A 12,945-nucleotide genomic window follows, 5' to 3' on the forward strand; every position below is an offset into this window, starting at 1 on the left:
CTTACAGGATTAATCTTCCGATTCATCCTCGGCCTCAGGGGCGGGTAACTGATTGTTGGTTTCCGCCGGCATACTGACGCTTTCGATTGTCAGCTTCACTTCCGGCGTCATCAACGCACTCAGCATATTGTAAACTTCCAGCGTATGTTCCTGAATGGCATCACCGCTGTCGCTGATGTAGCCTTCCTCTCGCAAGGTGCCGACCAGTGTCGAGAACACGGCTTTATCGAAGAATTCAGGTGCGTTAATCCCATGCAATACAGACAAACGCTGCGCCATAATCCGGCTTTCTTTTTCCAATGCACCACGGTTGATACTTGGGTTAGCACTGAGTAATGACAGTGTGATTGCGTAGCGTTGCAAGGTTTCACGCACACCAGCGGCCAGTAATTGCAGAGGGCGAATACGGGCTGGGTTCAGCACCAATTCATCCCCTTTATCGCAAATCAGCTGCTGGCGAGCCAGTTCATCTATCAATGTATCCAAGGTTTGTGGCAACTGCTCCTTGCTGTAATGCAGGAATAGTTCAGCTTTCAACATCGGATAAATCATACTGATTTGGCGCAATAATTCCGCGCGGGTAATGCGGCGGTGGTACATCACCATACTGGCGATCAGTGACGGTAACATCAGCAAGTGCTGGATATTATTGCGATAGTAAGTCATCAGCACGGCTTGTTCCCGTGGCAAGATGATAATGTCACCAATATTGTCTTTCTCCACCTCAAACTTATTCATATTCAAGGCGTGATTAAGTAGCTCTTCCGGTGTTTTATCCGGTACCGTGACATCTTTCGCATAAGGCGCATTGCGCATCAGTTGCAGGTAGCACTCAAGTTGCTCCAACAGTTGCTCACGGGTTAGTGAACGCTGACGTGAAGCCAACAATGCGGTCGAACACAGGTTCATGGCATTTGCTGCCGCAGCATTGTTAATTCTGACCATAATCTTGCCAGCCAAATCATTTACTGCCGGAGTCAGCCAGCTCGGGCGCTGTGCTTCAATGGGGTCAATCGCATCCCGCCATTGCGGTACATTGGTGTTTAGATAAGTGGTCAGCGGGATTGGCTCACCAAAGTTGACATAGCCCTGACCCAGATTGCGCAACTTGCGCAGGCCACGCAACATCTGCAACAGGTTTTCTTTCTCTTTGGTGGCTCCTCGCAGCTCTTTGGCGTAAGTACCCACTTCCATCACATGCTCGTAGCCAATATAAATTGGCACCAGCGTGATGGGCCGCGAACCGCCACGTAACATGGCTTGAATCGTCATCGACAGCGTGCCGGTTTTCGGTTCTAGCAGGCGGCCGGTTCGTGAGCGCCCACCTTCAACAAAATACTCTACGGAATAGCCGCGGGTGAATAATTCGCCCAGATATTCGCGGAACACAGTTGAGTAGAGTTTGTTGCCTTTGAAGGTACGACGGATAAAGAATGCACCCAAACGGCGGAAAATCGGGCCGGCAGGCCAGAAGTTAAGGTTAATACCGGCAGCAATATGTGGCGGTACAAGCCCTTGATGATAAAGCACGTAAGAGAGCAGCAGGTAATCCATATGGCTACGATGGCAAGGCACATAGACTATCTCATGACCATCTTGCGCTAACTGGCGTACGCGCTCTGCATTATGGACGTTAATACCCTGATACAAACGGTTCCACGTCCAGCTCAATACCCTGTCAGACAGACGCACGGCTTCATAAGAGAAGTCTGCGGCGATCTCTTCCATCAGCGTAATCGCATTTTGCTGCGCTTTCTCATGGGAGATTTTCTTGGTACGTGCTTCATCTGCCACGGCTTTTTCAATCGCCTTAGAAGCCAACAGCTTTTTGAAGAGGTCTTGGCGATCTGGCAAGCTCGGGCCGACAGCGGCCAGACGTTGGCGGGAGAAGTGCATCCGCGCCACGCGCGCCAGCTTATGGGCTATCGTCTTATCGGTGCCATGCTCACTGGCCATCCGGCGCAATGAAACTGTGGTCGAGAAACGCACAAAGCTATCGCGGCCCAGCCACAATACGGCAAAGAATTTCTGCACACCATTCAGCACACGCAGATGCGGCGTACCATGGCCTTCACGCCCTGGCGAACGACCAAACATCACGGAAACCGGCAACATTTGAATGTCCAGCTCCGGATTATTGCGGTGCAGATCTAGATAATCGTGGAACAGCTTGACCGACTCTTGCTTAGGTGCGTAATAACGAAAGACTCGAGGGCCATTATCGATAAACACATGACTTGGCAGTTGCACGCCATCGATTTCCAATGGAATCAATGGGTCGGGCAGATCCTGCGCCTGACACTGCGCTCGCAAAGTCAGCAAATCAGCCTTAGAATTGTAAGGCAAAACGTACAGAATAGGACGAGAAGGGTCTAACCCTAACTCAGTCACAGGATCTGCCGGAATAACCTTGCTTTTTACCAACAGTTTAAGTGGTAAATTCAGTAACTTATAATATATTTTACGCCAACCTGACATAACTACATGAAGCCTCTTGTTAGCAATTCGTCGCAAGGATACCAGAAACTGGTTTTGAGATCTGTGGTGATAAGACAACAGAAAGCGGCAAAGATCATCATTAACTTAAGATAAAGGCAATAAAACATGGCGAATCAATCAACAGGGCTTACCCGAATCTATAAAGCGGCCGGTTATTCGATGAAAGGCCTCAGTGCTGCCTGGAAAAACGAAGCCGCATTTCGCCAAGAATCAGTAGCTGCCATCGTCGCTATCATACTGGCCTTCTGGCTAGATGTAGATGCTTTAGCGCGCATTTTATTGATTGGCAGTGTCGCGTTAGTGATCATTATTGAAGTCATTAATAGTGCCATTGAAGCAGTAGTTGATCGCATCGGCAGTGAATTCCATGAACTTTCAGGCCGTGCCAAAGATATGGGGTCTGCCGCTGTGTTTCTCGCTATCCTGCTGGCGCTTTTTATCTGGATAACGGTGCTCTGGCAGCATGTGGGCTAGTTGCGTGGCTGAAATATCGTGGCTTTGGGCACGGTGAGCAACACAATAAAAATAAGCTGTGATTAATCCCTGTTTTTATTCACTCTTTGGTTCCCAATACAGGCTTACCTGTATATACTCACAGCAAGACTGTATAAACAAACAGGGGGCGAAATGAAAGCACTTACGACCAGACAGCAAGAGGTTTATGACCTGGTGCGCGATCACCTATCGCAAACTGGCATGCCGCCGACCCGTGCCGAAATTGCGCAGCGTCTGGGATTCCGCTCTCCTAACGCCGCTGAAGAGCATTTAAAAGCATTGGCCCGCAAGGGTGTTATTGAGATTGTTTCTGGCGCTTCCCGCGGTATTCGTTTACTGATGGAAGAAGAAGATGGCCTACCGTTGATTGGCCGAGTTGCAGCAGGTGAACCCTTGCTGGCACAGCAACATATTGAAGGGCACTACAAAGTCGATCCTTCCATGTTTAAGCCAAGCGCAGATTTCCTACTGCGGGTTAATGGGATGTCGATGAGAGATATCGGTATTCTGGATGGTGACCTACTGGCGGTGCATAAAACACAAGATGTGCGTAACGGACAAGTGGTTGTCGCGCGAATTGACGATGAAGTCACAGTAAAACGCTTGAAAAAACAAGGTAATATCGTGCAGCTTCTTCCTGAAAATAGCGAGTTCCAGCCGATTATTGTCGATTTGCGTGAACAAAGTTTCACTATTGAAGGACTGGCCGTTGGTGTCATCCGCAATGGCGACTGGATCTGATTCTAGTTGTTGATGTATACCCTCTTTACTTAGAGGGTATATTGTTCATATAACCTTCTGTTCTATTAATTCACTTTATATTGAGAACAATCCGATAATACGTGATTACCTGCTGTTTTAACTGAATATAATATGGTTTCGTTATTCAATTATGGTCCTCATTACGACCAGTAACATTGGTTTTCCTTCAGTTATTAATATCCTCTGCTATAGTTATTTATACGGTAAATAAAACAATCATGCTTAATTTAAATTAAGACTGTGAGTGACTAATTTAAGCAAAGATTGGTTTTATAAAGAATGTTTATCGTACCTAATTAACTTATTCCAAGATAGCGGAGTTATTATGAATAAAGATCAAGCTGACGGTAACTGGAAGCAGTTCAAAGGAAAAATTAAAGAGAAATGGGGCAAACTGACTGACGATGACCTAACCGTTATTGAAGGTAAGCGCGACCAACTAGTAGGTAAGATCCAAGAGAAATACGGCTATCAGAAAGAGCAAGCCGAGAAAGAAGTGAAAGCTTGGGAAGACCACAGCAAATACCGCTGGTAACAGCCTTAAAAAGGAATTTAATTGATGTCGATATAAATTATATTGGGTCTCTCATTTCATAGAATATACGTTATTACATAGTGATATTAATAATGAAAATATTCTATTTAGTCCTAATCTAATATCGATAAGACACAAGGAAGTGTCCTGTGGTAGCTTCTATTTATTATCATGGCAGTGTTCTTTAACGCATATTCTAATTCAACCTATTACTGTATTATTACTATATTGATAACGGGCTGACCCTTATCGCCAGATATTTATTTTTTTTTCATCACAATAGAATGGTCATGATCACAATGATCGTGGCTTTCACATGCTTCAACTTCCCCGCATTTAGTGCATAAGCCATGGGCTTCCACCACGCTATGGCGCAATGTAAAACCAGACTGTTTTGCTAACTGTGCCAGTGCTTCTTCAATACCTACAGTCGGGCGTTCAGTCACAATCTTGCAGCGATCACAGATAAAGAGTGCGGAGGTATGAGTTGGCTCTTCAAAATGATGGCACAACACATAGCTGTTAGCTGACTCTACTCGGTGAATAAACCCTTGTTCGAGCAAAAAATCTAATGCGCGGTAGACCGTTGGCGGTTTAGCTTGCGGCTCGGAAACACGGAGCAAGTCTAATAAATCATAAGCGCTGATTGCGCCGGGCTGTTGCGCCATGAGGCGTAAGACTTCAAGACGTTGCGGTGTCAGCCGGACGTTACGTTGTTGGCACAGGCTCTCAGCCTGAGCAAGCAGCTTTTCCTGGTTGGTTGAGTTCATGGTTTCATCCCGCAGCGTTTGAATGGAACAGATTTTATCATATTTACGGTTAATCGCCGATAGATGAAAAAGTGCGAAGCCGTGGAGTATCACAATTTTGGTAACGTACAGTAAAATATCCCTTTTTATAGCACAGCTATCCCCCACGCGGTCATCGTCAGGTTCTATGGTATAATCACGCATTCCATCCCTTTGTCTTGCGTATTTAATGCGCAAGGAAAATGGGTAATTGATGCAGTAATAACCGATGAAATCACAGTAAATGCACGAAGCTCAGACTTTTTCCAGCACTCAGGTAGATATGCCCAAATACCCCCTACAACGTTTTTCCGTCGCGCCGATGCTCGATTGGACAGACCGCCATTGCCGCTATTTCCATCGTTTGTTAACTAAGCAGACGTTGCTCTATACCGAAATGGTTACTACAGGTGCGATTATCCATGGCAAAGCAGACTATTTGGCTTATAGCGAGCAAGATCATCCCGTCGCGTTACAGCTTGGGGGCAGTGATCCACAAGCGCTAGCACATTGCGCTAAATTGGCGGAGCTTCGTGGATACAATGAAATTAATCTGAATGTCGGCTGCCCTTCTGATCGGGTACAAAATGGGCGTTTTGGCGCTTGTCTAATGGCTGAGTCAGATCTGGTTGCTGATTGTATTAAAGCCATGCGTGATGTGGTTTCTATTCCTGTCACGGTGAAAACCCGTATTGGGATTGACGAATTAGATAGCTACGAGTTCTTGTGTGAATTCGTGCAGACTGTCGCAGAACGTGGTGAATGTGATATTTTCACGATCCATGCCCGTAAAGCCTGGCTTTCAGGATTAAGCCCAAAAGAAAATCGCGAAGTTCCTCCTCTGGATTATGAGCGGGTTTATCAGCTTAAACGTGATTTTCCGGCACTGACTATCGCTATTAATGGCGGTGTCAAAACCTTGGCTGAGGCTAAAGACCATCTTAAGCATCTCGATGGTGTGATGATGGGGCGTGAAGCCTATCAAAACCCCAGTATTTTAACGCAAGTGGACCGCGAACTGTTTGATCCAAATGCACCAGTGGTCGACAGTGTTAAAGCTATAGAAGCGCTTTATCCTTATATTGAACAGGAGCTGTCGCGTGGCGCTTATTTGGGCCATATCACTCGGCATATCCTTGGTATTTTCCAAGGGATCCCCGGTGCGCGCCAGTGGCGCCGTTATTTGAGTGAAAATGCGCATAAGCCCGGAGCTGATGTTTCCGTGGTAGAAAAGGCGCTAGCTCTAGTGACCCGCCCACAGCATAATTCGTTGTAGGAAATCCCACTATAAGTTAGTCAATTTGACCACGCCTGCCAGTTTTCTGGCAGGTTGTGTTTTATTTATACCCTTTAAATTCAATATGTTAATCTTATTTTCAGGTTGGCACGTTTCTTGTAATACTCCTAATAAACCCTCTGTTTGTATCCAACATAATTCAGTTGCAGGAAGGCGGCCTGCGAGATAATCCCGATGAGCATACCGTGGTAAGCGATGCGGATTATTGAGAGACGCCAACACACATGCAGCTTGAAGTATGGTGGGGATAGATTTTATGCATGGGAACAAACAATGATTAAGGAGCCAGCCATGTTCGAAATTCTCTTTGTGATCGGCTTTTTTATTATGCTGATGGTGACCGGTGTTTCTCTGTTGGGCATATTCGCCGCTTTAATGGTTGCCGCTGCTTTTATGATGCTAGGTGGGTTATTTGTGATGATGATTAAGTTATTGCCATGGTTGATATTGGCGGTGGTCATTGTCTGGATATGGCGTTCAATGCAAAAACCAGTTGTAAGACGTTACTGATTATTTTGTTTTCTTGCGGGAGTGATCACAGGCTGAAAGTTTAGTCAGGACAATTGTCGAGAAAACGTATTTTTTCCCGAATCAGCTTGCTAGGATGCTAGCCGATACGATTTGGTATCACATTTTCATCCCTGCCAGAGGTGAAAATAGCCGTATAAACGGCAATGTCATCTAAGTGAATATGCCTCTGACAGAATACTCTGCTATACCCCTACATGTGCATCAAAGAAAGCGTTAAAACAAAAGGCTCCTTATCGGAGCCTTTTGTTTTTTATCAATATTGCTGAGGCGGTGGTTTATGGGATCAGCAAACTGGAGCCAGTTGTCTGGCGGCTTTCTAATATTTCATGGGCGCGGCGCGCATCTCGCAGAGGGAATTGCTGGGCTTTTGCGACATCGACCTTAATCGCACCACTGGCTATTAATGAAAACAGCTCATGGCTGGCACTTTCCAGCTCTTGTCGATTAGTGACATAAGCATTCAGCGAGGGACGGGTCACATACAACGCGCCTTTTTGGTTCAGAATTGCAAGATCAACCCCAGTAACCGGACCTGAAGCATTACCGAAACTGACCATTAATCCCCGGCGTTTTAGGCTATTGAGTGAGTCTTGCCATGTGCTTTTCCCAACCGAGTCATACACTACACCCACCTTTTCGCCATGGGTCAGTTCAGCGACGCGTTCAGCGATATTTTCCGTGCGATAGTTAATGGTAGCCCAAGCCCCATTAGCTTTTGCCAATTCGGCTTTTTCATCAGAGCCAACAGTGCCAATTAGCTTCGCGCCAAGCGCTTTTGCCCACTGACAGGCAATCAGCCCAACGCCGCCTGCTGCCGCATGGAATAAAAACACTTCGCCAGGCTTGATTTCATGGGTTTGACGTAATAAATATTGGACGGTCAATCCCTTAAGGAATGAAGCTGCTGCTTGTTCGAAGGAGATGGCCTCAGGGAGCAACGCAATTTTTTCTGCGGCGACATTATGAACTTCGCTGTATGCGCCAAGTGCTGATTGGGCATAAACCACTCGGTCACCGACCTTTATTGTATTCACCGATGAGCCGACTTTGGTGACAATGCCCGCGGCTTCAGTCCCAAGCCCGCTTGGGAAATGAGGTGGTGGATATAGGCCGCTGCGGATGTAAGTATCGATGTAGTTGATACCGATAGCTTTGTTTTCGACTTGAACTTCATGTGCCGCGGGATCCACTGGCGTAAGGTCAAGGTATTGCAGCACTTCTGGCCCGCCAGTGGTGCTAAATTGAATGTGCTTTGCCATGTTAGCTCCTTCGCAATTGGTGTATTTTGACTCTACAGCGTTCTACTCGGAGGGCCAAGATTTTGCTAATACCGATAAGTAATAGGGAATTCCTCATTACCCTTCCGATATCATCGCGTATACTGGGCCACACTATTTTTATTCATCATTTTCCTCTTCGTAACAAAGGTAAAGAACACTTTTCATGGCCGCGAAAAAACCAACCAACAGTATGACAGAGCCACGAGACCGCCAGATGGAAGGGCTGAAACTCCCGCCTCATTCGCTGGAGGCAGAGCAGTCCGTGTTGGGCGGTTTGATGCTGGATAATGAACGTTGGGATAACGTGTCAGAGCGTGTTGCCAGCAATGACTTTTTCAGTCGCCCACATCGGCGGATCTTTACTGAAATGCAGCGTTTGCTGGAAAACAGCAAGCCGATCGATTTGATCACCTTGTCTGAATCACTAGAACAAAAGGGCGATTTGGAGTCGGTAGGTGGTTTTGCTTATCTTGCTGAATTATCAAAAAACACGCCAAGTGCCGCGAATATCGGTGCTTATGCTGATATTGTGCGCGAACGTGCAGTTGTGCGAGAGATGATCTCTGTTGCTAACGAGATAGCAGATGCCGGTTATGATCCTCAAGGTCGCAGCAGTGAAGATCTGCTTGATCTCGCGGAATCCAAAGTCTTCCAGATAGCAGAAAGCCGGGCCAATAAAGATGAAGGCCCAAAAAGTGTCGATCAAATCCTCGAAGCGACAGTGGCACGTATTGAGCAGCTTTATCAGCGGCCACATGATGGTGTTACCGGTGTATCAACCGGATTTGTTGATTTGGATAAAAAGACCGCAGGATTACAGAAATCAGATTTGATCATTGTGGCAGCGCGCCCATCGATGGGTAAAACTACCTTTGCGATGAACTTATGCGAAAACGCCGCGATGATGCAGGAAAAACCGGTATTGATCTTCAGTTTGGAGATGCCTGGCGATCAGATAATGATGCGTATGCTGGCCTCTTTGTCACATGTCGACCAGACTCGCATCCGTACCGGCCAACTAGATGATGAGGATTGGGCGCGGATCTCCAGCACCATGGGCATATTGATGGAAAAGCGCAATATGTACATCGATGACTCCTCTGGTCTAACACCGACTGAGGTGCGCTCTCGTGCGCGGCGTATTTTCCGTGAGCATGGTGGTTTGAGTCTGATAATGATCGACTACCTGCAATTGATGCGGGTGCCGTCACTGTCGGATAACCGCACATTGGAAATCGCTGAAATTTCACGCTCCCTGAAAGCCTTAGCCAAAGAGCTACAAGTACCCGTAGTGGCGCTGTCGCAGCTTAACCGTAGCTTGGAACAACGTGCTGATAAACGGCCAGTAAACTCCGACTTACGTGAGTCCGGTTCTATTGAGCAGGATGCCGATTTGATCATGTTTATTTACCGTGATGAGGTTTATCACGAGAACAGTGATGAAAAAGGGATCGCACAGATTATTTTGGGTAAACAGCGTAACGGCCCGATCGGTTCTGTTCGGCTGAAATTTAATGGTCAATGGTCGCGCTTTGATAACTACGCTGGCCCGCAATACGACGACGAATAGCGAGTAATAAATATATATCCCCTTCGAATGTGATGTTGCCCTGCGGTAACGCCACTGTCTTTGGGTGTAAAATTGATAATTAAGGATAAGAAATGAAAGCGGCAACAGCAGTAATCGACCGCCGCGCTCTGCGACATAATTTGCAACAGGTACGGCGCATCGCGCCGCAAAGCCGCCTGATTGCTGTTGTGAAAGCAAACGCTTATGGCCACGGGTTATTAGAAACAGCGCATACCTTGCAGGATGCTGATTGCTACGGTGTCGCGCGGATCGGTGAAGCGCTGATGTTGCGATCTGGCGGGGTAGTCAAACCCATCTTGTTATTAGAAGGGTTCTTTGCCGCAGAAGATTTGCCCATTCTGGTCGCTAACCGCATAGAAACAGCGGTGCATAGCATCGAGCAACTCGAAGCGCTGGAAGCTGCCAATCTCTCCGCGCCGATTAATGTCTGGATGAAACTGGACACAGGCATGCATCGTCTAGGTGTTCGTCCGGAACAGGCGGAGGCTTTTTATCAGCGTTTAAGTGCATGCCGCAATGTTATCCAGCCGGTCAATATCATGAGCCACTTTAGTCGTGCAGATGAGCCACAAGTGGATACCACTCGCCAACAACTCAGTTGTTTCGATACTTTCGCGAAAGACAAACCCGGCAAGCAATCTATTGCGGCTTCTGGCGGCATTTTGCTGTGGCCCGAAGCTCACCGCGATTGGGTTCGTCCTGGCATCATATTGTATGGTGTTTCTCCTATGGATGAGCCTTATGGTAGCCATTTTGATCTGCGGCCAGCAATGGCGCTGAAGACCAGCCTGATTGCGGTTCGTGAACATAAAGCCGGTGAGCCAGTAGGCTATGGCGGTACTTGGGTGAGTGAGCGGGATACCCGTTTGGGGGTGGTCGCTATTGGTTATGGTGACGGCTATCCACGCAGTGCTCCTTCGGGGACACCTATGTGGCTCAATGGTCGTGAAGTTGGCATTGTTGGCCGGGTCTCGATGGATATGATTTCAGTCGATTTAGGGCCAGATGCCACGGATAAAGTCGGTGACGAAGTGTTGCTATGGGGCGCTGAATTACCCGTTGAAAAAATCGCGGCCCGTACCGGTATCAGTGCTTACGAATTGATTACTAAGCTGACCTCCCGTGTAGCGATGGAATATATTGGGGAATAAGGTAAGCTGCATAAGTAACCCATTTTCATCTACTCGCCGTACTGCAATTGTCAACCGTTGGCAATTCGGAGTATTCAGGGTATAGACAATTATTATCAATTTAGGAGTGCAGTGCCGTGTTCCAAAATGTTGATGCCTACGCAGGTGATCCGATCCTGTCACTGATGGAAAGTTTTAAAGCTGATAACCGTGCTCACAAAGTAAACTTGAGTATTGGGCTTTATTACAATGAACAGGGTGAGATCCCATTGATGCAGGCAGTCAAAACTGCTGAAGCACAATTGAGCACTCAGCCACATGGGACGCCGGTTTATTTGCCGATGGAAGGTTTGCAATCTTATCGTAGTGCTATTCAGCAACTACTATTTGGTGCCGATCATCCGATGCTGACTCAGCAGCGAGTAGCGACGATTCAAACCGTCGGCGGTTCTGGTGCATTAAAAGTCGGCGCTGATTTCCTAAATCACTATTTCCCTGATTCACAGGTTTGGGTCAGTGATCCAACGTGGGAAAACCATGTCGCTATTTTCAGTGGCGCAGGTTTTAAAGTGAACACCTACCCCTATTTTGATAACGACAAACTGGGTGTGAAATTTGACCAAATGCTGGCAACTTTGCAGCAGTTACCGGCCAAAAGCATCGTATTATTACACCCTTGCTGCCATAACCCGACGGGTTCTGATCTGACAAATGCACAGTGGGATCAGGTCATTCAGGTAGCGAAAGGTAGGGAGCTTATTCCGTTCTTGGATATCGCCTATCAGGGGTTTGGGGCAGGGTTGAACGAAGATGCTTATGCTATTCGAGCAATGGCGGCAGCGGAGTTGCCGTGCCTTATCAGTAACTCCTTCTCTAAAATCTTCTCCTTGTATAACGAGCGAGTCGGCGGTTTGTCCGTGGTCTGTGAAAGTGAAGAAGCTGCGGGCCGTGTCTTGGGACAATTGAAAGCTACGGTGCGTCGTAACTATTCCAGCCCACCAAACTTTGGGGCGCAGGTCGTCGCGAAAGTCCTGCATGACAGCGAATTAAAAGCACAATGGCAGGCGGAAGTAGAGCAGATGCGTCTGCGTATTATTGAGATGCGCAGCACGTTAGTTCAGGCCTTAAAAGCATCGCTGCCCAATCGTAATTTTGACTACTTGCTGCAACAGCGTGGGATGTTCAGTTACACCGGTTTTAGCGCAGCGCAGGTAGACCGCTTGCGTGAAGAGTTTGGTGTGTATCTGATTGCCAGTGGCAGGATGTGCATGGCGGGCGTTAATCACAGTAACGTTCAGCGTGTCGCCGCGGCTTTTGCTGCAGTGCAGTAACCTGATTTAAATTCAGGGTGAGTTATCTGAGGCGATAGACAATATCGCCTTTTTCTTTTTTCTGCTGATTTTCCGCAAGTTACTCTCATATCCCACTTGTTTTTCCCTAAGCGGATGGCTGTAAATCGATTAGAGAATATACTAATTACTGTAGTAGATGCATGCCCAACGATCATTCATCACTCACAGTAAATCTGTTGCCATAGGCGCAAGCTAGTTCTTCAGCATATTGCTGTTCTGATGGAATGAAAACTTTATGAGGCCCTTTCGCAAGACGGCACCGGCCCATGACAGGAGATATCCCCATGAATAATTCGGCATTACTGGAGTACTGCATGTCCAAACCCGGGGCAGAGCAGAGTGACCATGAAATGTGGCAGGCCAATCAAATTAAAGTCGCAGATGTGATGTTTGCTATGGTGGGTGAGACGGGGGGACGCCCCTCTATTTCATTGAAAACCAGCCCTGAATTGGCTGAAAGTCTACGCGAGCAACATCCGGAGATCGTGCCGAGTGAACACTTGAATAAAGCGCACTGGAACACGGTGTTTCTGGATGGCAAATTACCGAATTCACAGTTCTATTCGTTAATTGACCGCTCTTATCAATTGGTATTACAGGGTTTACCCGATCAAATCCGGCAGGAACTGCACGCTTGATAGCCAGCATCAATAAGCTGGGAGGTGATGGACTCGCCCCCCAGCGC

Annotated in this window: 12 protein-coding genes; 9 read left to right on the plus strand and 3 right to left on the minus strand. The window is 47.3% G+C overall.

The genetic code is table 11. The features are described from left to right. Positions 1-9: 9 nt before the first annotated feature. Positions 10-2,478 carry a glycerol-3-phosphate 1-O-acyltransferase PlsB gene (gene plsB / locus ACIOG0_RS01505; RefSeq protein WP_050101704.1) on the minus strand — a complete coding sequence of 823 codons (2,469 nt, stop codon included), beginning with the start codon at positions 2,476-2,478 and terminating at the stop codon, positions 10-12. Positions 2,479-2,604: 126 nt separating this feature from the next. Here plsB and ACIOG0_RS01510 point away from each other — a divergent pair, with 126 nt between their 5' ends. The 3 genes from ACIOG0_RS01510 (at position 2,605) to ACIOG0_RS01520 (ending at position 4,291) form a co-directional block, all read left to right on the plus strand. Beyond that, on the plus strand, positions 2,605-2,973 hold the full coding sequence (locus ACIOG0_RS01510) for a diacylglycerol kinase (protein ID WP_129198746.1): 369 nt from the start codon (positions 2,605-2,607) through the stop codon (positions 2,971-2,973). Between the two features lie 153 nt (positions 2,974-3,126). Then, the gene (gene lexA, locus ACIOG0_RS01515; RefSeq protein ID WP_025376726.1) at positions 3,127-3,735 is read left to right on the plus strand and encodes a transcriptional repressor LexA; all 609 of its coding nucleotides are present in this window, start codon (positions 3,127-3,129) and stop codon (positions 3,733-3,735) included. 346 nt (positions 3,736-4,081) lie between these two features. After that, a complete protein-coding gene (locus tag ACIOG0_RS01520; protein WP_004715824.1) occupies positions 4,082-4,291 on the plus strand; it encodes a CsbD family protein in 210 nt (69 codons plus the stop codon). Between the two features lie 260 nt (positions 4,292-4,551). On the opposite strand, the gene zur is transcribed toward ACIOG0_RS01520, so the two are convergent. Further along, positions 4,552-5,061: a zinc uptake transcriptional repressor Zur gene (gene zur / locus ACIOG0_RS01525; protein WP_050101724.1), complete on the minus strand. Its 510-nt coding sequence runs from the start codon at positions 5,059-5,061 to the stop codon at positions 4,552-4,554. A 262-nt stretch (positions 5,062-5,323) separates the two neighbouring features. Between zur and dusA the strand changes: the two genes are divergently transcribed. Together dusA and pspG are read left to right on the plus strand one after the other, a co-directional pair. Further along, a complete protein-coding gene (gene dusA, locus ACIOG0_RS01530) occupies positions 5,324-6,355 on the plus strand; it encodes a tRNA dihydrouridine(20/20a) synthase DusA (RefSeq protein ID WP_145581878.1) in 1,032 nt (343 codons plus the stop codon). Between the two features lie 312 nt (positions 6,356-6,667). Beyond that, on the plus strand, positions 6,668-6,886 hold the full coding sequence (gene pspG, locus ACIOG0_RS01535; RefSeq protein WP_050101701.1) for an envelope stress response protein PspG: 219 nt from the start codon (positions 6,668-6,670) through the stop codon (positions 6,884-6,886). 296 nt (positions 6,887-7,182) lie between these two features. On the opposite strand, the gene ACIOG0_RS01540 is transcribed toward pspG, so the two are convergent. After that, complete coding sequence (locus ACIOG0_RS01540; protein WP_050101700.1) at positions 7,183-8,166, minus strand: quinone oxidoreductase; 984 nt, start codon at positions 8,164-8,166, stop codon at positions 7,183-7,185. A 184-nt stretch (positions 8,167-8,350) separates the two neighbouring features. On the opposite strand from ACIOG0_RS01540, the gene dnaB reads away from it, so the two are divergent. The 4 genes from dnaB (at position 8,351) to ACIOG0_RS01560 (ending at position 12,898) form a co-directional block, all read left to right on the plus strand. Continuing rightward, positions 8,351-9,757 (plus strand): replicative DNA helicase, encoded by a 1,407-nt coding sequence (gene dnaB / locus ACIOG0_RS01545; RefSeq protein WP_050101699.1) that lies wholly within the window; start codon positions 8,351-8,353, stop codon positions 9,755-9,757. Between the two features lie 92 nt (positions 9,758-9,849). Next, entirely contained in the window at positions 9,850-10,929 is a 1,080-nt protein-coding gene (gene alr, locus ACIOG0_RS01550) for an alanine racemase (protein WP_050101698.1), read from the plus strand. Positions 10,930-11,045: 116 nt separating this feature from the next. Continuing rightward, positions 11,046-12,239 carry an amino acid aminotransferase gene (locus ACIOG0_RS01555; protein WP_128451172.1) on the plus strand — a complete coding sequence of 398 codons (1,194 nt, stop codon included), beginning with the start codon at positions 11,046-11,048 and terminating at the stop codon, positions 12,237-12,239. Between the two features lie 305 nt (positions 12,240-12,544). After that, a complete protein-coding gene (locus tag ACIOG0_RS01560) occupies positions 12,545-12,898 on the plus strand; it encodes an MmcQ/YjbR family DNA-binding protein (protein WP_050101696.1) in 354 nt (117 codons plus the stop codon). Positions 12,899-12,945 lie beyond the last annotated feature (47 nt).

Source organism: Yersinia vastinensis, from assembly GCF_044905075.1.
GTDB lineage: Bacteria > Pseudomonadota > Gammaproteobacteria > Enterobacterales > Enterobacteriaceae > Yersinia > Yersinia vastinensis.

Bases quoted from the DNA above. Each gene is read 5' to 3' on its own strand.
- zur (WP_050101724.1), bottom strand. From the start codon at position 5,061: ATGAACTCAACCAACCAGGAAAAGCTGCTTGCTCAGGCTGAGAGCCTG.
- ACIOG0_RS01560 (WP_050101696.1), top strand. From the start codon at position 12,545: ATGAATAATTCGGCATTACTGGAGTACTGCATGTCCAAACCCGGGGCA.
- plsB (WP_050101704.1), bottom strand. From the start codon at position 2,478: ATGTCAGGTTGGCGTAAAATATATTATAAGTTACTGAATTTACCACTT.
- ACIOG0_RS01520 (WP_004715824.1), top strand. From the start codon at position 4,082: ATGAATAAAGATCAAGCTGACGGTAACTGGAAGCAGTTCAAAGGAAAA.
- alr (WP_050101698.1), top strand. From the start codon at position 9,850: ATGAAAGCGGCAACAGCAGTAATCGACCGCCGCGCTCTGCGACATAAT.
- lexA (WP_025376726.1), top strand. From the start codon at position 3,127: ATGAAAGCACTTACGACCAGACAGCAAGAGGTTTATGACCTGGTGCGC.
- ACIOG0_RS01540 (WP_050101700.1), bottom strand. From the start codon at position 8,166: ATGGCAAAGCACATTCAATTTAGCACCACTGGCGGGCCAGAAGTGCTG.
- pspG (WP_050101701.1), top strand. From the start codon at position 6,668: ATGTTCGAAATTCTCTTTGTGATCGGCTTTTTTATTATGCTGATGGTG.
- ACIOG0_RS01510 (WP_129198746.1), top strand. From the start codon at position 2,605: ATGGCGAATCAATCAACAGGGCTTACCCGAATCTATAAAGCGGCCGGT.
- dnaB (WP_050101699.1), top strand. From the start codon at position 8,351: ATGGCCGCGAAAAAACCAACCAACAGTATGACAGAGCCACGAGACCGC.
- dusA (WP_145581878.1), top strand. From the start codon at position 5,324: ATGCACGAAGCTCAGACTTTTTCCAGCACTCAGGTAGATATGCCCAAA.